General features: G+C 64.8%; 18 protein-coding genes. 8 read left to right on the top strand and 10 right to left on the bottom strand.

Features of this window, described 5'->3' with window-relative positions:
* The first annotated feature begins 1 nt into the window (after nt 1).
* From ACESNG_RS14380 to ACESNG_RS14360, 5 genes are all read left to right on the top strand, one after another.
* Nucleotides 2–2,101 (top strand): prolyl oligopeptidase family serine peptidase, encoded by a 2,100-nt coding sequence (locus ACESNG_RS14380; RefSeq protein ID WP_373062218.1) that lies wholly within the window; start codon nt 2–4, stop codon nt 2,099–2,101.
* Between the two features lie 53 nt (nt 2,102–2,154).
* A complete protein-coding gene (locus ACESNG_RS14375; RefSeq protein ID WP_373062216.1) occupies nt 2,155–2,901 on the top strand; it encodes a YqjF family protein in 747 nt (248 codons plus the stop codon).
* A gap of 44 nt (nt 2,902–2,945) precedes the next feature.
* Nucleotides 2,946–4,265: a metal-dependent hydrolase gene (locus ACESNG_RS14370; protein ID WP_373069493.1), complete on the top strand. Its 1,320-nt coding sequence runs from the start codon at nt 2,946–2,948 to the stop codon at nt 4,263–4,265.
* Nucleotides 4,266–4,356: 91 nt separating this feature from the next.
* Nucleotides 4,357–4,731: a hypothetical protein gene (locus ACESNG_RS14365; protein WP_373069491.1), complete on the top strand. Its 375-nt coding sequence runs from the start codon at nt 4,357–4,359 to the stop codon at nt 4,729–4,731.
* Nucleotides 4,732–4,735: 4 nt separating this feature from the next.
* Nucleotides 4,736–5,233 carry a hypothetical protein gene (locus ACESNG_RS14360; protein WP_373062208.1) on the top strand — a complete coding sequence of 166 codons (498 nt, stop codon included), beginning with the start codon at nt 4,736–4,738 and terminating at the stop codon, nt 5,231–5,233.
* 466 nt (nt 5,234–5,699) lie between these two features.
* Here the strand turns inward: ACESNG_RS14360 and ACESNG_RS14355 are convergent, their stop codons facing one another.
* Genes ACESNG_RS14355 through ACESNG_RS14345 form a run of 3 tightly spaced genes read right to left on the bottom strand, consistent with a single transcriptional unit; the run spans nt 5,700 to nt 9,074 of the window.
* Nucleotides 5,700–6,497 (bottom strand): sulfite exporter TauE/SafE family protein, encoded by a 798-nt coding sequence (locus tag ACESNG_RS14355; RefSeq protein ID WP_373062206.1) that lies wholly within the window; start codon nt 6,495–6,497, stop codon nt 5,700–5,702.
* Between the two features lie 11 nt (nt 6,498–6,508).
* On the bottom strand, nt 6,509–6,877 hold the full coding sequence (locus tag ACESNG_RS14350) for a DUF423 domain-containing protein (RefSeq protein WP_373062204.1): 369 nt from the start codon (nt 6,875–6,877) through the stop codon (nt 6,509–6,511).
* 1 nt (nt 6,878) lies between these two features.
* Nucleotides 6,879–9,074 (bottom strand): DPP IV N-terminal domain-containing protein, encoded by a 2,196-nt coding sequence (locus tag ACESNG_RS14345; RefSeq protein WP_373062202.1) that lies wholly within the window; start codon nt 9,072–9,074, stop codon nt 6,879–6,881.
* 200 nt (nt 9,075–9,274) lie between these two features.
* On the opposite strand from ACESNG_RS14345, the gene ACESNG_RS14340 reads away from it, so the two are divergent.
* Complete coding sequence (locus tag ACESNG_RS14340; protein ID WP_373062200.1) at nt 9,275–9,484, top strand: DUF2892 domain-containing protein; 210 nt, start codon at nt 9,275–9,277, stop codon at nt 9,482–9,484.
* An 11-nt stretch (nt 9,485–9,495) separates the two neighbouring features.
* Here the strand turns inward: ACESNG_RS14340 and ACESNG_RS14335 are convergent, their stop codons facing one another.
* The 3 genes from ACESNG_RS14335 to ACESNG_RS14325 are packed head-to-tail and all read right to left on the bottom strand — an operon-like array spanning nt 9,496 to nt 13,063.
* Entirely contained in the window at nt 9,496–11,097 is a 1,602-nt protein-coding gene (locus ACESNG_RS14335; RefSeq protein ID WP_373062198.1) for a GMC oxidoreductase, read from the bottom strand.
* Nucleotides 11,094–11,756, bottom strand: a complete 663-nt coding sequence (locus ACESNG_RS14330; protein ID WP_373069489.1) for a hypothetical protein — start codon at nt 11,754–11,756, stop codon at nt 11,094–11,096. The genes ACESNG_RS14335 and ACESNG_RS14330 overlap by 4 nt, the downstream gene beginning before the upstream one ends.
* Entirely contained in the window at nt 11,753–13,063 is a 1,311-nt protein-coding gene (locus ACESNG_RS14325; RefSeq protein WP_373069487.1) for an amidohydrolase family protein, read from the bottom strand. Before ACESNG_RS14325 ends, ACESNG_RS14330 begins: the two co-directional genes overlap by 4 nt.
* A gap of 153 nt (nt 13,064–13,216) precedes the next feature.
* Here ACESNG_RS14325 and ACESNG_RS14320 point away from each other — a divergent pair, with 153 nt between their 5' ends.
* Both ACESNG_RS14320 and ACESNG_RS14315 read left to right on the top strand, forming a co-directional pair.
* On the top strand, nt 13,217–13,648 hold the full coding sequence (locus ACESNG_RS14320) for an OsmC family protein (protein ID WP_373062192.1): 432 nt from the start codon (nt 13,217–13,219) through the stop codon (nt 13,646–13,648).
* 106 nt (nt 13,649–13,754) lie between these two features.
* Nucleotides 13,755–14,087: an ArsR/SmtB family transcription factor gene (locus tag ACESNG_RS14315; protein WP_373062190.1), complete on the top strand. Its 333-nt coding sequence runs from the start codon at nt 13,755–13,757 to the stop codon at nt 14,085–14,087.
* On the opposite strand, the gene trxA is transcribed toward ACESNG_RS14315, so the two are convergent.
* The 4 genes from trxA to ACESNG_RS14295 are packed head-to-tail and all read right to left on the bottom strand — an operon-like array spanning nt 14,074 to nt 19,022.
* Complete coding sequence (gene trxA, locus ACESNG_RS14310; RefSeq protein ID WP_373062188.1) at nt 14,074–14,520, bottom strand: thioredoxin; 447 nt, start codon at nt 14,518–14,520, stop codon at nt 14,074–14,076. The two genes, ACESNG_RS14315 and trxA, sit on opposite strands and share 14 nt — an antisense overlap.
* Nucleotides 14,521–14,555: 35 nt before the next feature.
* Nucleotides 14,556–14,765 carry a DUF2892 domain-containing protein gene (locus ACESNG_RS14305; RefSeq protein ID WP_373069485.1) on the bottom strand — a complete coding sequence of 70 codons (210 nt, stop codon included), beginning with the start codon at nt 14,763–14,765 and terminating at the stop codon, nt 14,556–14,558.
* Entirely contained in the window at nt 14,758–17,967 is a 3,210-nt protein-coding gene (locus ACESNG_RS14300) for an efflux RND transporter permease subunit (protein ID WP_373069483.1), read from the bottom strand. Before ACESNG_RS14300 ends, ACESNG_RS14305 begins: the two co-directional genes overlap by 8 nt.
* Complete coding sequence (locus ACESNG_RS14295) at nt 17,964–19,022, bottom strand: efflux RND transporter periplasmic adaptor subunit (RefSeq protein WP_373059457.1); 1,059 nt, start codon at nt 19,020–19,022, stop codon at nt 17,964–17,966. Before ACESNG_RS14295 ends, ACESNG_RS14300 begins: the two co-directional genes overlap by 4 nt.
* Between the last annotated feature and the right edge of the window lie 12 nt (nt 19,023–19,034).

The raw sequence follows: 19,034 nt of genomic DNA, 5'->3' as shown, positions 1-19,034 counted from the left end.
CATGTCGCTTCGTCTCCGTGGGCCTGCTGTTCTCGGTGCCGCGTTCGTGGCCGCGCCGTTGCTCGTGCTGTCGCTCTCGCCGTCGTTCGCGTTCGCGCAGTCGAAGGGACTCGACGATAGCGACATCATGCGACTCAAGTCGGTGGGCGGCGTGGCCATGGCGCCCGACGGCGCACGCGTGCTCTACGCCATCAGCGCGTGGGAGCATCCGAATGCCAAGGGTGACACCGCGCTCGGCGATAAACACGAACGTCGCTCGCATCTGTTCATGGTACCCTCGGCCGGCGGCACACCGCGTCAGCTCACGTTCGGTGAGCGCGGCGAAAGCCAAGCGCAGTGGTCACCCGATGGCCGCACGATTTCCTTCGTGTCCGCACGAGGGACGGGTACCGGCGACGACGCACCAAAGCCGCAGATCTGGCTGCTGCCGGCCGACGGTGGCGAGTCGCGTCAACTCACCACGGTGCGCGATGGCGTGTCGTCGTACGTGTGGTCGCCCGATGGATCGCGTATTGCCATCGTGACCACTGATACGCTCACGCGCGAGCAGGACGCGAAGATTCGCCGCCGTGACGATCCCCAAGTGTACGAAGACGATTTCCGTCTCAATCACCTCTGGGTGGTAGACGTGTCGTCGGGCAAGGCCACCAAGGTCACGACGGGTGCGTACACCGTGAGCGGCGTGCCGAACTGGTCGCCCGATGGCCGGAAGCTGGGATTTCGCGCGTCGCCGACGCCGATGATCCGCGACGAACGCGGCAACGCCTATGTAGTCGATGTGGCGTCGCTCGCGCTCGATGCGATCACAATCACCAACGACGCCGAGTCGGCGCCGCAGTTCTCACCCGACGGGAAAACGCTGGCGTTCACGATGCTGCCGCACGAGATGGCGCCGCACAAAGACGGCATCATGCCGCGCACGCTGCGGAATGCCCGTCTGATCACGTTCGACATCGCCACGCGCACGGTCACCAATCATGCCCGCGCCGATTTCGATGTGAGCCCGAGCGCGCCGCGCTGGTCACCCGACGGCAAGCAGCTCTGGTTCACCGCCAGCGATCGCGTGTGGAACTCGCTGTATGCGTACGACGTGGCGAGCAAGAGTTACAGCAAGCGCACCAAGGACGTGCTGGTGCAGGGGCTCTCGCCCAGCAGCGATGGCGTGAAGCTCGCGATGGTACTCGATACGCCGAACATGCCGGGCGAAGTGTACGTGCAGAACGGCAGTGCCACGCCCACGCGCATCACCACGACCAATGCCTGGCTCAGCGAGCGCACCCTCGGCGCGTCGCGCGTGATCACGTGGAAGTCGAAGGACGGTCGCGAAGTGGAAGGCGTGCTGCTGCTGCCGGTGGGATACACCGAAGGCGCACGCGTGCCGTTGGTGGTGTCGGCGCATGGCGGACCGACCGGCGCGCATACCAATGGCTTCAAGGCGGGCACCAGCCCTGGACAGACATACGCGGCGCGTGGCTGGGCGGTGCTGTATCCCAATCCGCGCGGCTCCACCGGCTACGGCGAATGGTGGATGCACGCCAACACCGGTGACTGGGGCGGCGGTGATTACCGCGACATCATGACCGGTGTCGATGAGCTCATCAAGCGCGGTATCGCCGACTCCACGCGCATGGCATTCGAAGGCTGGAGTTACGGCGGCTACATGACATCGTGGGTGGTGTCGCAGACGGGACGCTTCAAGGCGGCGATGATGGGCGCCGGTTTGCCGTCGCTGCTGTCGATGGCTGGCACGACGGACATTCCGGGCTACATCAACACGTTCTTCGGCGATCCGCAGTACGACGGCTCGATCGTGAACGCGAACATCCGGAAGTACCTCGAGCGCTCGGGCATCAGCTACAGCGCGAACGTCACCACACCGTTGCTGATTCTGCACGGCGGTAATGACGAGCGCGTGCCCATTGGACAGCCGATGGAGTTCTATCGCGCGCTCAAGGATCGCGGTAAAACCACCGAGCTGGTGTTTTATCCGCGCGAGGGGCATGGCTTCACCGAGTATTACCACCAGATGGACCGCATGAAGCGTGAGTACGAATGGATCGCGCGCTTCACGCTGGGCAACACTGCAAAGACCGCGATGTAAGCAGTGGCGGCATGCGTGCGGGAACGCCGCAGCGGCGGGCGGGTTGATCTGGGATGACCACACCCGATCAAGTCGCCCGTCGTCCGTTTCTGACCGCCGAGTGGCGGTATCTCGTGATGCTCAACTACGAGATCCCGCGGGCGGTGCTCGAGCCGCTCGTGCCCAAGCATACGGTGCTCGATTTGTTCGAGGGACGCGCCTTGGCGAGCATCGTGGGTTTTCGCTTTCTGGACACGCGCTTGCTGGGCATCCCGGTGCCGTTTCACCGCGACTTCGACGAAGTGAATCTGCGCTTCTACGTGAAGCGCCCCATGCCCGATGGATCGGCCCGCCGTGGCGCGGTGTTCGTGCGCGAGCTCGTGCCGCGGGTGGCGATCGCGTATACCGCGCGGCTCTGCTACAACGAGCCCTACACGGCCCTGCCGATGCACAGTCGCGTGCCGCCCACGCTTATGGGGTCGCCTGGACGTCTGATGTACGGATGGTTCGGGAACGCGCAGCATCAACAGGTGAGCGCGACCGCCGTCGGCGAGCCGCGACCGCTGGTGCGCGGGTCGGAGTCCGAGTTCATCGCCGAGCACTATTGGGGCTACACCCGGCAGCGAAACGGCAGCACGGTGGAGTATCAGGTGGCGCATCCGTCATGGCGGGTGTGGCAGGCCGAGGCTCCGTCGTTCAATGCGGATGTGCGCGACTTGTACGGTGACGCGTTCGTGCAGCCGCTGTCGGTAACGCCGCGCTCGATGTTCGTGGCGGAAGGATCGCGGGTCGCCGTGTACCGGCCCACACACCTGCGCTAGTCCGATCGGTTGACAGCGGGCAGGCACGAGCTCAACTACCACGCGTGGATAACGTCACGCATGCTCTGGCCGGTCTGCTCATGGCAGACGCTACCGTTTCCTATGTTCAGCGTCGCATCGGTCTCGCCCCCCCGGGTGGGGTAGAGGCGCCGTCGCTGGCGCGCTTTCGTCGCGCCGCCGTGGTGCTTGGGATTGCCGCTGCTGAATTCCCCGACGTGGACCTCGTGTACTCGGGGCCGATGGTGGCGATGGGCAAGCTGGGGTACCTGCTGCACCATCGGGGACACACGCACACGGTGGTGTGGGCGCTGGTGGGCGCGGTGCTGCTCTGGGCGGCTACGCGGTGGTGGTGGCAGCGGGGGCTCGAGGGGCACGAACGGCTCGATCCTTCGTCGGCCATCGTGTCACGGGTTGGTGCGCGGGCGCTGCTCGTGTTGGCGATTGTCGGTACGCTGTCGCACCTGCTGCTCGATTTCACCAACAGCTATGGTGTGCACCCGTTCTGGCCGTTCGACAATCGCTGGTACTACGGCGACGCGATCTTCATCGTGGAACCGTGGCTCATGGTAACGGCGATTCCGCCGCTCGTGTGGGGGCCGCGCCGACTGTTCGGACGCGTGCTGTTGCTCGTGGCGCTGGCCGCCGTGCTCGCGCTCTGCTGGTTTGCCGGTGAGGTGTCGTCGCCCGTCGCGTTGGCCGTGACAGTCATGACGCTAATTGGTCTGTTGCTGCAGCGTGCTGTGGCCCCCGCGGCGCGTCCGTTCACCGGTATCGCGGCGTGGGTCGTGGTCACGAACATGTTTTTTCTGTCGTCGGCGCAGTCGCGCGCGGTGGTGCGGGAGTTGGTGAGCGACGGCTCGCTGCGCGACGTCGTGCTCACGCCATCGGCTGCCGATCCGCGCTGCTTCTCGGCCATCGTGGTCACCGCTACTGCCACGGAGTACCGCGTCACTACGGCCGCCGTTGCTCCGTGGAGCTCCGCGCTGAATGCCGCGGGCTGCGTAGCGGCGCGATCGGGACGTGCGCGGAACACGCTGGGCTCGCTGGCGGGCGCGTCCCGTTCGGTCCCGTTCTCCGCGTCGCCGGTGGTGGCGTGGGGGGAGACGTGGGCGGTGCCGCGCGCCGATTTCGTGGCGCTGGCGGCCACGCGTTGCGAGTTCGCCGCCGCCATGCGATTCTATCGCTCACCGGTGTGGTCGCTGAGCGGAGGCGGTGTGGCGGTGGTGGACGATGCGCGGTTTGGTGCGGATGGCGGAGGGTTCGCGGGGCTTTCGGTTGGCCCGGGCGTCAGCTGCTCGTTGGACGGGAAGTGGATACCGCCGTGGGTGCCGCCGCGCGCCGACGTGTTGTCGCCGGGGAAGTGATCATTCCGAGAGAAAGCGGAACTGATCACACAGAGGGTAAGAGGAAAGGAGAACGGCGACACTTCGCAGGTCCCTTCTGGACGGAGTCATCATGCCTCGCCGTACGCTGTTGAATCGTTTCACGCGGGTATTGCCGGCTACCGCCGCGTCGGTCATTTCGGCCGCAGTGCTGAGTGCGCAGTCGCCCGCCAAGGTCGCGATTCCCGCACGCTTCGCATCGCTGCCGGGAGCGAACGCGATCTCGGCCTTCGCGACCGACTACGCGTTCGACATGCCGTCGAGTGTACCGGCCGGTCTCACTACGATTCGCTTTTCAAACAAGGGTAAGGAATTTCCACCACCTGTATCTCGTGAAAGTGGAGAAGGGGAAGAAGCCCGAGGACGTGCTGGCGTTCTTCAAGTCCGGTGGACCACCTCCGAAGTGGATGTGGCCGGTCGGTGGGCCGAACGCCCCGGCTCCCGGTGACGAAATGGTATTCAGCGGTATGCTCGAAGCCGGTGACTACATCGCCTTCTGCGTGATTCCGAGCCCGGGCGGGCCGCCGCACCTGATGAAGGGGATGATCAAGCCGATCACGGTGACCCCATCAGCGCGCAAAGCCGCGGCGCCGATCGTCGACCTCACGCTCACGCTCTCCGACTACGACATGGTGTTTTCCAAGCCGTTGGCGTCGGGCAAGCACGTGATCGCCGTGCGCAACGTGGGCAAGCAGCCGCACGAGTTCTTCATGGCGCTGTTGATGCCGGGCAAGTCACCGATGGACCTGGCAAATTTCGCCGAGAATCCCGTCGGAGCGCCTCCGGGCAAGCCGATGGGCGGCATCACTGATATTGTGCCGGGCGACGTCGTCTATCTCCAGGTCGACGTACCGAAGGGCGAATTGGGCGTCATGTGTTTCACGCCGGACATGAAGGACGGAAAGCCGCACTTCGCACACGGGATGATCAAGCAGACCTCCGTGAGGTAGCGCACAACGGATTTGCCGGCGCGACCTAGCGGTACTTTCGCAAATCTCACGTCCTGTGACGGCTAAGTTTCACGAGTTTTTCTAGGAGAATCCTGTCTCCTGCCGCGCGCGAAAATGCGACATAAATCTGTGGCGAAGCGTGGCACGGCTAAACTGATCACACAGAGCAAAAGAGACAAAGAGAAAAGGAGAACATGGACCTCTGTGTTCTCCTTTTCTCTTCGTCTCTGTGTGATCAGTTCAACGGCGCCCGCCCGATCGTCGCGTGGCGGGATGGACACGAGCTCTGAAGACTCACCCGCACGACTTGGCCGCGCCGTGTGTTCAACGTGAAAATCGCAGACAGGAACGCACCGTCTTCGAAGAGGGATCGGTCAATTGGTACAGTATTTTCATGTAGGCGCCGAAGGGAGCATTTTCATAGGAGAAAGGCAACAGTTTATGGCCAAGAAATGCGAAAGTACCGCTAGCCCTTCGACACGAAGAGCCAGATCGCGCTGGTGAATCCGATCGTCGTGACGGCGTTGCGTACCCACGCCTGCGGCACCTTTTGCGCGAGCCCAGACATCAGGTAGCCACCGGCGCTCGACCCTACGGCCATCACGATGCCGATGGGCCAATTCACCAGACCCATCAGCGCGAACGTGATTGCGGCAACGCCGTTGAAGCAGATACCGTTGAAGTTCTTGAGGCCGTTCATCTGGTGGATGTTCGTGAGCCCCATGAGGCCGAACACCGCCAGCATCACGATGCCGGCGCCGGCGCCGAAGTAGCCGCCGTAGATGCCCAATGCGAACTGCGCGATGAGCATGCCCGTCGAAGGATTAAGGGGGCGGTCGAGCGCGCCCGTGGGCGAGGCACTGACCCGTGCGCGCAGTCGCTTCATCACGGGTCCCTGTGCCGCGAACAGCAGGGTGGCGCCGAATACCAGCCACGGCACCAGCGCGCGGAACTGTTCGTCGGTGGTGGCCAGCAGCAACGCGGCGCCAACACCGCCTCCGATCAGACTCGGGATCGCGAGGCGGAGCGCCCATCGCTCGACACCGGCCAGTTCGCGGCGGTACCCCCACATGCTCGCCATCGAGCCGGGCCAGAGGGCGAGTGTGCTGGTGGCGTTGGCCGATACGGGTGGCACACCCAGCGCCAACAACGCCGGGAAGGTGAGTAACGTGCCACCACCGGCAATCGAGTTCACGGCACCTCCCAGTGCCGAGATGGCTGCGATGACCGCGAGCTGAGAAACGGAAGGGTTGGCCAGCAACATTCAGCGCGGCGTCAGCGGCGCATCGCGGCGAGGGCGATACACACCCACCCCGCGATAAAGCACACGCCGCCAAGGGGCGTGATGGCGCCGAGCGCGCGAATGCCGGTGAGTGTCATCGCGTAGAGCGATCCGGAGAAGAGCACGGTGCCCGCCAGAAAGAGCCAGCCGCTGGCGTTGGCCAACGCTCCCGGAAAGCGAGTGACGATCCAGGCCGCGGCCAGCATCGCGATGGCGTGGTACATCTGGTAGCGGGCGCCGGTCTCGAACACTTCGAGCATGCGCGGCTCGACACGGGCCTTGAGCGCATGCGCGCCGAACGCGCCGGCCGCGACGCCGATCGCGCCAGAAAGCGCGCCAATGATGATGAAGAGACGTTCCATGTTATGACTTCGGTCCGATCGTGTATTCCTTCGGTGGCGTCGCCCCAAGGAGATGCTGTACGAAGTAGTCCCAGCGACGGCGCATCATGTAATTCGACGCGGCTCCATAGCCGTGCAGCGCATTCGGAATCATGAGCAGGTCGAAATCTTTACCCGCCTTGATCAACGCGTCCACGACCAGCCACGTGTTGTCGGGTGGCACGTTGTCGTCCATCGTGCCGTGCGCGAGCAGCAGCTTGCCCTTGAGGTTCTTCGCGAGGGTCTGATTGGCTTCTTTTTCGTAGTTGTCGACGGCGCCGTTCTTCGTGAGCAGGCCGTGATAGCGCTCGCCCCAGTCGTCTTCGTAGTTACGGTTGTCGTGATTGCCCGACTCGGAGATACCGACCTTGAAGAAGTCCGGATACTGAAACATCGCCGACGCGGTGGCGAAGCCGCCGCCCGAGTGGCCCCACATGCCTGCGCGCTCCAAATCGATGAAGCGATAGCGTTCGGCCAGCTGCTTCATGCCCGCGATCTGGTCGGGGAGCGTATTGTCGCTCATGCGTGCGTAGTACGCGTCGTGAAACGACTTCGAACGCGTCGGATTGCCGGTACCATCGATGGCGACGATGACGAAGCCCAGCTCGGCCAGCGCCTGATTGTCGCGCGTGGCCGCTGTGAACTGCCGGCTGCCCACACTACCACCCTGCGGCCCCGGGTAGATGTAGTTGATGATCGGGTACTTCTTGGTCGAGTCGAGCGCGGTCGGTGTCCACATCAACCCATACAGGTCCCACTTGCCGTTGCGGTCTTTCACGGTGATGCGCGTGGGCGGCATCCAGCCCGTGGCCAGCAGCTTCGAGATGTCGCCCTGTTCGAGCGTCGAGATCAGCTTCCCCGTTTTCGCGTTGCGCAAGACTGCCGTGGGCGCAAGATCGACGCGCGACCAGCTATCCACGAACACGGCACCGCTGGGCGAGAGCGTAGTGTTGTGGTCGCCGTCTTCCGGCGTGAGGAGCGTGAGCCCCTTGCCGTTCATGTCGATGCGATACAAATGACGGAAATACGGGTCGCGACCCACTTCCTTCCCGGCAGCGACGAACCAGATCATGCGCGCCTTCGCGTCCACGCGCTCGACCGACAGCACCGGACCGTCGCCGGTGGTGATCTTCGACTTCAGGGCGCCCGTAGTGAGGTCGTAGAGATACAGCTGACCCCAGTCGTCGCGTTCGGAGAACCAGATCACTTCGTTGGTGGCGGGCAGCACGTGCCAATTGGCCACGTTGTCGCCGCTCTCGAACTGCGTCTTCACTTCTTCGCGTAGCACGTCGCGCACGTCGCCGGTGAGGGCGTCGGCGATACGCAGGGTGGCAATCTTATGGTCACGCGAGTTGGACAGGAACGCGAGCCTGGAACCGTCGGCGTACCACTCCACGTCGGAGAGCTCACCGCCACTGCAGGAGATGTGGTCGCACACCGACGACCGATGCTGATCGGCCGGCATCTTGAATCGCACCACCTCTGGTGCCGCAGACGACAGATCGACGATCACGCGATGAATCATCGACACCACGCTGTCACCCGGGAGCGGATACTTCCAAGCGCTCAGTTCCGGATGGCCGACCTTCGTTTTCAAGAGATACATGTCGCCGACGTTACGCTGATCCTGCTGGAACGTGGCCATCTTCTTCGAGTCGGGCGACCAGGTGAGAATCGCACGATCGGAGTGAATCCAACCGGCGTTGTCGGTGGCGTACCCGAAGTCCTTCACGCCGTCGGTCGTGACCTGCGTTTCCTTGTTGGTGGCCACGTCGCGCACCCACAGGTTCCAATCGCGGATGAACGCAGCGGTCTTGCCATTGGGCGAGACATGCTCTGGCGCGCGGCCGCCGGCGCGGGCGGGAGGACGTCCGTTGGCGCGCGCCGGCTCAGCCGGACAGTTGGCACCCGTCGCGGTGCAGTCGGTCTTGGTGCCTTTGATCGGGTCGACGACCACGAGCGGCGAACTCCCGTCCGCCTGTCGCACGCGATACGTGAAGCGTCCATCGGGCAGCCAACTCGGCTGTACGCCGGTGCGCGACACCAGATTCGTCGTGTTGAATCCAAGGAAGCGCTCAGCGCGCGCGTAATCGGCGGCAGTGATCGCACGCGACTGGGCGAATAACGGAGCGGCTAGGAACGGGCCGACAAGAACGGCAGAAAATAGAGAACGGCGCATCGGCAGTATTTGGTGGGGGGTGCGTACCACTGAAAGGTGCCCCTGCGGCCCGTGTCAGGGAAAGCCCGAATCCCAAGCGACCTGCCGAGTGGGTACTTTCTCGTGCCACTTCGAGGCGGGTTTGGTACGCCTCATGCCAGAACGCCAGAACGCCAAAACGCCAGAGTGGCGTTCGTCCCCCCGTCTCCGCTGGAGAACTCATGTCCGCTCTACTTCCCAAAAACATCGGCAGCGTTGACCGCGCCCTGCGGGTCGCGCTCGGCCTCGGCTTGCTGGCCATCGCCTTTACCGGCCCGCAGACGCAGTGGGGCTATCTCGGCTTTATCCCACTGCTCACGGCGGCCATCGGATCGTGCCCGCTGTACACGATACTGGGTTTCTCCACCTGCGCGGTCGCGAAGCACCCGTAATCGAGGGCCTCTTACCCGGCGGCGCCGGCGATCGCCGCCGCCGTCCGGAGTCCGACCGCGACGAAGGTCAGCGTTCCGTTACAGCACGATGCCGTCGGCTGAGCAGGCGCGCCCGCTACCCACAGATTCTCGTGATCGTGCGCGCGGCCGTGCGCGTCGACCACGCTCTGCGTGGGATCGGTGCCCATGCGGCAGCCACCCACTGGATGCTCCTGTCCGAGATCGTTGGCGCTATTCTCCATGCGAAGAATTTCGCCGCCGCCGGCCTTGGCCATCATGCGGAACAGATCACGCAACTGTTCCTCCTGCCACTCCTTCAGCGCGGCACTCTCGGGCGCGTCTCTGAACGACACATTCGGCATCGGATCGCCGAACCGGTTGGTCTTTTCGGCGCTCAGCGACAGTGCACTCTCCTTGTCGGGTAGCACGTCGTAGTAGCCCCGCACCCGCGCCGTCGCCCCCTTCGCGCGCTGCTGCCAGTCTTCCATGAGCGCGTCGCCGAACTGGATGCTGCCATCGTCGCCGCGCAACCGCGGCTCACGGCCCACGCTCGATTCCCAGATGCGCAGGTCGTGGCGCAGATAGCGCGAAGAGCGCGGCACGCGCATGAACTGCTTCGACACCAGCGAGTGCTGCACGTTGATGCCCGGGAACAGCTCCATGGGCAAGCGCAGATACGCGTTCACATTGCGATGGCCCGCGAGATACTTGCCAACGAGTCCGCTGCGATTGGCCAGTCCGTTCGGAAAGACGCGGCTCTTCGACAACAGCAGCAAGTGCGGCGACCATACGAAGCCGGCCGCCAGCACGAACGTGCCACCCTCTATGGTGACCTCCTCGCCCAAGGCATTCGTGCGATTACCGGTGGCGCGTGTGATGCGTCCCGTTTTCGGATCGGCCTCCAGCTTGCGCACCAACGTCTCGGTTACGAGCGTGATGCGCTTGCGCGCGACCAATGCATCCCACGTGAAGTCGGGCGAGTACTTGGCGCCGGTGGGGCAAATGGGATAACAGGTATCGCACCGCTGGCACTGCGCGCGCCCATCGTGCTGCACAGAGTTCTTCGCGCTGGGCGTGCTCCACGTGGCAATGCCGACCTTCGTGGCCCACTGCTGCAATTGCGCGAGATTGTAGTTGATCGGCAGCGGCGGCAACGGATACGGCTTGCCGCGCGGATCGAGTGACACCGGTCCCTGTTCGCCGGCCACGCCCATCCGCTCTTCCGCCTCCTGATAGAACGGGTCGAGATCGTCGTAGCTGAACGGCCAGTCGCTGCCCACGCCGTACATCGAACGCAGCGTGAAGTCCTCGGGCGAATACCGCGGAGACACACCACCCCAGTGCATCGCGAGCCCGCCCACGTTCATGCTGGGCGAGAAGCCCCACGTGTTGCCCGTGGCGTTCTGATCGTCGAGGTGATCCTGTTTCCACGGACTCTCGCCGTAGGCGCGCCAGCGCTCCCGCGCCTTCACGCGATCAGCGAACGGCGTGGTCGGCTTTCCGGCCTCGACGACCAGAATCGATTTCGTGGTCTTCTCCGCGAGCGACGCGGCCATCAACGCGGCGGTGATGCCGCTGCCCACGATCACGATGTCGGCACTGTGCGTGATCATGCGTGCGGCTCCGTGCGCACGGTTGCGGTCTTGGTAGGGGTTACGGGAAGCGGCTTGTGCGTGGCATCGGCGAGCGTGCGACAGACGCCGGGGGCCACACGTGCGCCGAGCGCCCGATCCCAGGCATCGGGACCAGACGACCACTGCGCCAGCAGGGCGACCGCGATATGGGTTGCACCGAGTGGCGCCGGTAGCCGGTCACCACGCTGGTCGCGCAGCACCGCACCAAGCAGCTCCTGTTGCTTGGCCAGCGGCAGCGTCGAGAAGCCATTCGTGCCGTGTCTGTGCGCCAGTAGATCCAGCGCCATGAGTTGGGCGCGCCACGCGGGCGAGGGATCGGCTGGCAGGTAGCGTACGTCGGCGTAGCCGTAGCCGTGCATCTCTTCCGCTACCGGCTCGTAGCCGTCGGCCCACGCCACGAACGCATCGGTCGCCGTGCGAATCGCGGGAACGCCAAGTGACGCGGGCAACACGGCGGTGGCGACGGCGTCAAGCAATACTCGATCGAAGCCACGCACGCGCTCGGCATCATTGCCCTGACCCGTCGCATTGCTCGCCGTCGGATCCTTCACCGCACACGCGGTGGCCACGGTGCCGACGGTGGCCACTCCGGCCGAAAGTGCGCCGGCGGTCTTGAGGAAGCTGCGTCTCGTTGTCATTTCCGGACCCCGGGCAAGCGTGCTCCGTCGTTGCGATACACTCGGCCTCCTTTCATCACGAACGACACATGTTGCGACGCTTCGATCTGCGCCACGGGATCGCCGTCGGTCGCAATCAGATCGGCGGCGTAGCCCACTGCCACCCGTCCAATCTCCTTTCCGAGACCCAGTGATTCCGCCGCGCGACTGGTGGCGCTGATGATCGCGTCCATCGCCGGCTGACCGCCACGGCGCACGCGACACACCAACTCTTCGGCATTGCGCCCATGCGCACCGGCCACGGCGTCGGTCCCGAATACCAGCTTCAACGTGGGCAGCTTCGCGGCGAGACCGATGCCCTTTTCCGCGAGCGGAATTGCCTGTTCCATCGACGCGAAGCCGGCCGCGTTGTAGTTGCCGATGCCCTCGAACCACTGCTTATTGTCGAGATAATTATGGAACACCAGACCGCACTGCGGATCGAAGAAGGTGCCGCGCTGCACCAGTACCGCGCGCGTGGCGTCGTCGGCGAATACGCCATGCTCCACCTGCGTGCATCCGGCCCGCGCCGCGCGCTGCACGGCCTTGGCTGAATGCGCGTGCACCACGGAGCGTAACCCTTGCGCCGTGGCCTCACCGCAGACCGCCTCGAGCTGCTCGGACGTCATGGTAGCTTCGCCGCCGTCGCGAATCGACTTCGAGGCGAAGATCTTGATCACGTCGGCACCGCGTGCTTTGAAGCGACGCACGCCGGCGCGCAGGGAATCGGGCGACCCGCCCCCCGACCGTTCGTTGAGCGAGCCGAGCGAGGTAATCACCCGCGGGCCGGGAATGCGTCCTGCGTTGATCGCGTCACGCAACACGGCGTTGTCGGCCTCGCCGATACTCTGCACCGTGGTGAAGCCGGCGCGCAGGGTCGCCCATGCATTTCCGGCGCGTTGTAGCGTACTCACTTCCGGCGCGTCACCGTCGCGCTCCTCGTGCAGTCGCTGCTTGTCGGTGATGTACCAGCCCAGGTGGACGTGCGTGTCGATGAACCCCGGTAGCAGCGTGCGGCTACCTAGATCGATGCCACCAGTGGGCAGCGCTCCGGCCGACGCGCGCATGGCCGTGATCCGACCACCCTGCACGGTCACGTCCTGATTGCGCAACGTTCGCCCGCTCCCGTCGACAACCCGCGAGGCGCGCAAGACGACGGGCGGTACGACGGGCGGTACGACGGGCGCGGGAGCCCTCTGTGCCGATATGGTTGCGGCGGTAACGGTGAGCAAGGTTGCGGCCACGTGGAGGGACGACATTCGGCGCGGCAGCGCAGACGGTGCAGGCATCAAAGGTCCGGGCGGTGAGAGACGTGTCTAAATGAGGGCTCGGCAAGCCCGACGGCAAGGCCCGGGTATATTGCGGTCGCATATTGCTCCGATGAAGCGGAGGGCGCCGTCCGGCGTTCGTCCGAACTGGATCTCGCACGCTAGGGGTGGTCGATGCAGCGCACAGCACACGCAGTCTGGAAGGGCACGGGCAAGGAAGGCAGCGGTACGCTTACGACACCGAGCGGTGCGCTGAACGCGCAGCCGTATTCGTTCAAGCTCCGTTTTCAAGATGAAGACGGGCGAAATGGTACGAACCCCGAAGAGCTGATCGCGGCAGCGCACGCCGGTTGCTTTTCGATGGCGCTCTCGTTTCAGCTGGCGGGTGCCGGTTTCACCGCCGATGAGCTGAATACCACGGCCGTGCTGACCATGGAGCCGGTGGACGGTAACCAGACGATCACCAAGATCGTGCTGAAGCTGTCGGCGACCATTCCCGGAATCAGTGCGGAGCAGTTCCAGACCCTGGCCGAAACCGCCAAGGTGAATTGCCCGGTGTCGCGCGTGCTCAAGGCCGATATCAGCCTCGAAGCGACGCTGGCCTGAGTCGGCACCGCGTGCTGACAACGAGGACGGCGACGCTTGCCGTCCTCGTTGTCTCTGGTTAGATATGCATAGGTGTGTATACATGTATCAATTGAGCGAGGAACCGATGGCTCAGAAGGTGATGCGTCCGGAGTTGCTCGACCTGGTGGCAGATCGTTTCAAGGCCCTCAGCGACCGGGCGCGGCTCAGTCTGTTGCAGGAGCTGCGGGGCGGCTCCTGCACGGTCAACGAGCTGGTGGAAGCCACCGGTATGGGTCAGGCGAATGTGTCTCGCCATCTGGCCATTCTGTTCAACCACGGGCTCGTGAGCCGGGAGCGCGACGGCGTGTATGTGCGCTATGAGCTGGCCGACGCCGACGTACTCAAGCTGTGCGAATTGGTGTGCGGGCGATTGGAGAGCGAGCTGGCCGAGCGCAAGAAGGTGATCAGCGGGCGCTGACCACCATCTGCTCCAGTTGGCCCATGGGGACCGCGCCGACCTGCCGCGCCGCTTCCTTGCCGTCCCGTAGCAATACGATCGTGGGAATACTCCGGATCGCAAACCGTGCCGCGACGCCCAGATTCCGATCCGTGTCCACCTTCGCCACGATCGCCTGCCCGCGCTGGCGCTTCGCGAACTCCGCGAACACGGGCGCCATACTCTTGCAGGGGCCGCACCAGTCGGCGTAGAAGTCCACCATCACCGGCACCGAGCTGTTGTCGACAACGGTGTCGAAGTTGGCGTCCGTGAGTACCACCGGCGCATCGAGCACCAGCGGCACCCGGCAGGTCCCGCATTTTGGCTGGGCGTCGGCCCGGGACAGGTCGACGCGGTTGAGCTTGCCGCAGGCGGTGCAGGGGAGCACCGCCTTCCTGGCGCTGGTGGTGGTCATCGGGAGGTTGGCGTCGGTAAAGAGTGGGCGTTCGGTCAGCGATTGCTACGCGGCGCGCATCCGAACATACCCGCCTTTCCCAGCATGAGTTCAAGCGGGCAGAAGTTTGTGATGCTCGACTGGAACAGATTGAACCCGACGAAGGCCGTGAAGAACAGGAAGCCGGGATGCATTAAGTAGCCGAGGGCGACGGACGCCATGACGAACAGCCCGGCAATGCGGCGGATGATCTTGTCGTTACACATGGGAATTGCTCCGGTTGAGTTGCCAGTAGAGAAGGGGAACGACCACCATCGTGAGCAGCGTGGCCACGATGGCCCCGCTCATGAGCGCGACGGCCAGCCCCTGGAAGATCGGATCAAGCACCATCACCAGACCGCCGACCACGACTGCGGCGGCCGTGAGCGCGATCGGACGAAAGCGCACGGCGCCGGCTTCGAGTACCGCGTTGGCCAGCGAACGTCCGCGCGCTTCTTCGAGCTGAATGAAGTCCACCAGCAGAATCGAGTTGCGTACGATGATGCCGGCCAACGCGATCATGCCGATCATACTGGTGGCGGTGAAGAACGCGCCGCTGATCGCGTGCCCCGGCAGAATGCCGATGAGCGTAAGCGGAATCGGCGCCATGATGACCAGCGGAATCGTGAAGCTCTGGAACCAGCCGACCACGAGCACGTAGATCAGCAGCAGCACGATCGCGAAAGCGAGTCCGAGATCGCGGAACACTTCGATCGTGACCTGCCACTCGCCGTCCCACTTGATCGCCGTTTCGCTCACCGTGGCCGGCTGCACGGCGTTGTAGCGCGCGATCGACGCCCCATTCACGCGAATGGCATCGAGCTGGCGATTCATCTCGAGGATTGCGTACACCGGACTCTCGATCTCGCGGGCCACATCACCGGTCACGTAGATCGCCGGTCGCAAGTCCTTGCGGATGCGCGACCCTTCCCGCGTGTTGTTCACCACCGTCACGAAACGGGCGAGCGGCTGAGGACCTTGCGCCGTCGCGATCGGCAATGCCAACAGCGCCTCCACGCTGCTGCGCTGCTCGAGCGGCAACCGCGTCACGATGGCGATGCCTTCGCGCGCCGTCGACGAACTTGCCACGCCGGCCGGTGCACCGGACAGTGCGAGGTACAGCGTCTGCGTGATCTGCTCGACGCTCGCGCCTGACTCGGCCGCCCGCACGCGGTCCACCCGGAACGTATGCTTGGCTTGCGGGGCTTCGACGGTCCAGTCTACATCGACTACGCCGGGCGTTTTCTCGAACACTTCCTTCACCGCACGCGCCGCCGACAGTCGCGTGGAGTCGTCGCCGGCGTACACTTCCGCCACCAGCGTGGACAGCACCGGCGGACCCGGCGGAATCTCCGCCACCTTGGCCGAGGCCTGATAGAGCCGTGCGATGCTATCCACACCCGGACGCACCGCCACCGCGATGGCGTGGCTCTGCCGGTTACGCTCACCCTTCGGGAGCAGATTCACCTGCACATCGGCCACGTTGGCGCCGCTGCGCATGAAGTAGTGGCGCACCAAGCCGTTGAAGTTGAACGGAGCCGACGTGCCGGCGTACACCTGCGTGCTGACCACCTCGGGCACCGTGCTGAGATACGCCGCGATGCGTGACGCCGCTTCGTTGGACGTTTCGAGCGTGGTGCCTTCGGGTAAGTCGAGCACAACCTGGAATTCACTCTTGTTGTCGAACGGCAGCATCTTCACCTGCGCGGCCTTGAAGCCGACCAAGCTCACGCTCACCAGCAGCAGCGCGACGATGCCCGCGTAGAAGGCGCGCCGGCGTCCCTGCTGCTCCATGAGCGGCACCATGATCGTCCGGTAGATCCGATCGACTTGGCCGCGCTCTTCAGGCGGATGCTCCGGACTCGCGTGCGCTGTCGCGTCGTGCGCGGATGTGCCGTGCGCGGCCTTTACGTGGCCCTTGAGCAAGCGATAGGCGAGGTACGGCGTGACGATGAACGCCACCGCCAGCGACGCCACCATCGCCACCGACGCGCCGATCGGAATCGGTCGCATGTACGGACCCATCATGCCACTCACGAACGCCATCGGCAAAATGGCCGCGATCACGGTGAACGTGGCCAGGATGGTCGGATTACCGACTTCGTCGACCGCGTCGATCGAGGCCTCTTCGGCACTCCGGTCACCCATCGCGAGATGGCGATAGATATTCTCTACGACCACGATGGCGTCGTCCACGAGAATACCGATCGAGAAGATCAGCGCGAAGAGGGTGATGCGATTGAGCGTGTAGCCAAGCGCGTAGTACACGAACAGCGTGAGACCGAGGGTGACCGGCACGGCCACGAGTACCACCAGCGCTTCGCGCCAGCCCAGGAACAGCCAGATCAACGCCGTCACACTGAGCGTGGCGATGATCAGGTGCAGGATGAGTTCTTGCGCTTTCTCACCTGCCGTTTCGCCGTAGTCGCGCGTCACGGACACGTTCACGCTTGCGGGAACTAGACGGCCCTTCGCCTGCTCCACGCGCTGCATCACGGCATGCGTGACCTCGGTCGCGTTGGCGCCCTTCCGCTTGGCGACCGCAATGGTGACGGCGGCTTCTGCGCCGCCGCCTTTTTCGCGATGCGACACGTAATTGGTGTGTTCGCCGAAGTCCTCGCGCACGTCGGCCACGTTGCGCAGATACACCGCACGACCACCGCCGGCCGACACCACCACGCTGCCCACCTCGAGCGCCGTCGACAACGGCACGCCGACATCGATGCGAATGACACTGTCCCGTACGGTAATCTCTCCGGCCGCCAGGCGCGCATTGCTGCCGCGCAACGCCATCATCACTTCGCCCGGGGTCACGCCGCTCGCCGCGAGCCGCGTGGGATCGATCGCTACACGAATCTGCTTCGGCGCACCGCCCGTTACGAACGTCTCGGCCACCTCGGGCACCGTGCGGATTTCGTCTTCGAGGTGCGCGGCGATCTCGCGCAGCGTGTTGGCGTCGACGCCGGCACCGTGCAGCGTAAGCGCCAGTACTGGCACATCGTCGATGGAGTGGGCCTTGATAACCGGCGGCATGGCGCCGGCCGGGGCCCTGTCCATCGCACCCGCCAGCTTGGCCTGCACCTTGGTGACGCTTCGCTCTTGGTCTTCACCGACCTTGAAGCGCACGGTCACCATGGCGTAGCCGTCGCCCGACATCGAGTACACGTGATCGACGCCCGGGAGCTCCATCATGCGCTGCTCGATCGGGCGCGCCAACAGATTCTCCGCTTCCTGCGGCGACGCGCCCGGCATGGCCGCAATCACGTCGATCATCGGTACGGAAATCTGCGGCTCTTCTTCGCGCGGAGTCGCGAGAATGCCCAGTACGCCCACGGCCAGCGAGGCCGCCGTGACCAGTGGCGTGAGCTTCGAATTCAGGAACGCTTTCGCGATCCGGCCGGCAATGCCCAACGGGCGTGGCGTGCTCATCGCGCCGCCGCGTTCGGCACCATGATCGTCTCACCGGCCTTGAGTCCGCTGCTGACGGCGGTGTGGGTGGCGGTGGACACTCCCAAGCGCACCCAGCGGCGGTCGTCACCGGTGGCCGATCGCACGATGACCCCCGTGAGGTCGCCCTCGCGCACGATGGCCGCGTTCGGCACCAGTACCGCGTGTTCACGCGCGACCGGAATGGAAACCACGGCCGCGCTGCCGGTGCGATACTGGCCCGCCCGGTTCGCCACCGTCGCGTTCACCGTGAACAGGTTGCCGACACCGGCTGGCACCACACCCTCGATCACAGCCGATACCGGCACCCCGTCGATCGTGGCGGTCAGCGTCTGCCCGCGCTCGAGCGCGCGCACGGCATCGCCGGCCGCGCTCACGCTGATACGCAATGTCGAGCCATCCTGTACCGTGATCAGCGGTGCGCCGGGAGCCGCGAAGGCACCTGGATCGACCGCGCGCGAGGTGACCACGCCGCCGAACGGCGCGGTCACGGTCGCGTAGCTGCGCATCGCCTCGAGCTCACCTAGCGCGGCCTGTGCCGCTCGCAGGCCCGCGTCGGCGCGCGCCAGCCCGGTCTCCGCCGCGTCGAGCTGCGCCCGGGTCGCGGCGCTGTCGGCATAGAGCGCGCGGATTCGCGCGGCGTGCGTGGCAGCTTCGCGCTCCATTGCGTGCGCTTCGGCGATCGACGCGCCCACCTGCGCCGCCTTGGCCGTGAGATCTCTCGCATCGATGCGCAGCAGGGTCTGTCCGGCCCGCACCGCATCGCCCTCGTGTACCAGCACCGCCGTCACGGTGCCCATCAGCTTCGTGCTGAGCGTGGCCTGCTGGATCGGTTCTGCCACACCCGACGCGTCGATGATGGCATCGATCACGGTGTCGCGTACGATCATGGCCGTGCCGACAACCGGCCTAGCGGCTGCGGCGTCGGCAGGCGAGGCCGATGCATACTTTTCCTTCGCGCCCGAACAGGCCGCCAGTGAGAATCCAGCAACGGTGGCGAGTGCCAGCGTGGTAAACAGCGTCTTGGTCGACGTCATGTCGTGTACTCC

The organism is Gemmatimonas sp., assembly GCF_041689975.1.
In the GTDB taxonomy this organism is placed as follows: domain Bacteria; phylum Gemmatimonadota; class Gemmatimonadetes; order Gemmatimonadales; family Gemmatimonadaceae; genus Gemmatimonas.
This window is presented reverse-complemented; position numbering and strand designations above follow the sequence as displayed.

Coding starts and splice junctions, on each gene's coding strand:
- ACESNG_RS14380 (WP_373062218.1), top strand. CDS start 2: ATGTCGCTTCGTCTCCGTGGGCCTGCTGTTCTCGGTGCCGCGTTCGTG.
- ACESNG_RS14375 (WP_373062216.1), top strand. CDS start 2,155: ATGACCACACCCGATCAAGTCGCCCGTCGTCCGTTTCTGACCGCCGAG.
- ACESNG_RS14365 (WP_373069491.1), top strand. CDS start 4,357: ATGCCTCGCCGTACGCTGTTGAATCGTTTCACGCGGGTATTGCCGGCT.
- ACESNG_RS14360 (WP_373062208.1), top strand. CDS start 4,736: ATGGTATTCAGCGGTATGCTCGAAGCCGGTGACTACATCGCCTTCTGC.
- ACESNG_RS14355 (WP_373062206.1), bottom strand. CDS start 6,497: ATGTTGCTGGCCAACCCTTCCGTTTCTCAGCTCGCGGTCATCGCAGCC.
- ACESNG_RS14350 (WP_373062204.1), bottom strand. CDS start 6,877: ATGGAACGTCTCTTCATCATCATTGGCGCGCTTTCTGGCGCGATCGGC.
- ACESNG_RS14345 (WP_373062202.1), bottom strand. CDS start 9,074: ATGCGCCGTTCTCTATTTTCTGCCGTTCTTGTCGGCCCGTTCCTAGCC.
- ACESNG_RS14340 (WP_373062200.1), top strand. CDS start 9,275: ATGTCCGCTCTACTTCCCAAAAACATCGGCAGCGTTGACCGCGCCCTG.
- ACESNG_RS14335 (WP_373062198.1), bottom strand. CDS start 11,097: ATGATCACGCACAGTGCCGACATCGTGATCGTGGGCAGCGGCATCACC.
- ACESNG_RS14330 (WP_373069489.1), bottom strand. CDS start 11,756: ATGACAACGAGACGCAGCTTCCTCAAGACCGCCGGCGCACTTTCGGCC.
- ACESNG_RS14325 (WP_373069487.1), bottom strand. CDS start 13,063: ATGCCTGCACCGTCTGCGCTGCCGCGCCGAATGTCGTCCCTCCACGTG.
- ACESNG_RS14320 (WP_373062192.1), top strand. CDS start 13,217: ATGCAGCGCACAGCACACGCAGTCTGGAAGGGCACGGGCAAGGAAGGC.
- ACESNG_RS14315 (WP_373062190.1), top strand. CDS start 13,755: ATGGCTCAGAAGGTGATGCGTCCGGAGTTGCTCGACCTGGTGGCAGAT.
- trxA (WP_373062188.1), bottom strand. CDS start 14,520: ATGACCACCACCAGCGCCAGGAAGGCGGTGCTCCCCTGCACCGCCTGC.
- ACESNG_RS14305 (WP_373069485.1), bottom strand. CDS start 14,765: ATGTGTAACGACAAGATCATCCGCCGCATTGCCGGGCTGTTCGTCATG.
- ACESNG_RS14300 (WP_373069483.1), bottom strand. CDS start 17,967: ATGAGCACGCCACGCCCGTTGGGCATTGCCGGCCGGATCGCGAAAGCG.
- ACESNG_RS14295 (WP_373059457.1), bottom strand. CDS start 19,022: ATGACGTCGACCAAGACGCTGTTTACCACGCTGGCACTCGCCACCGTT.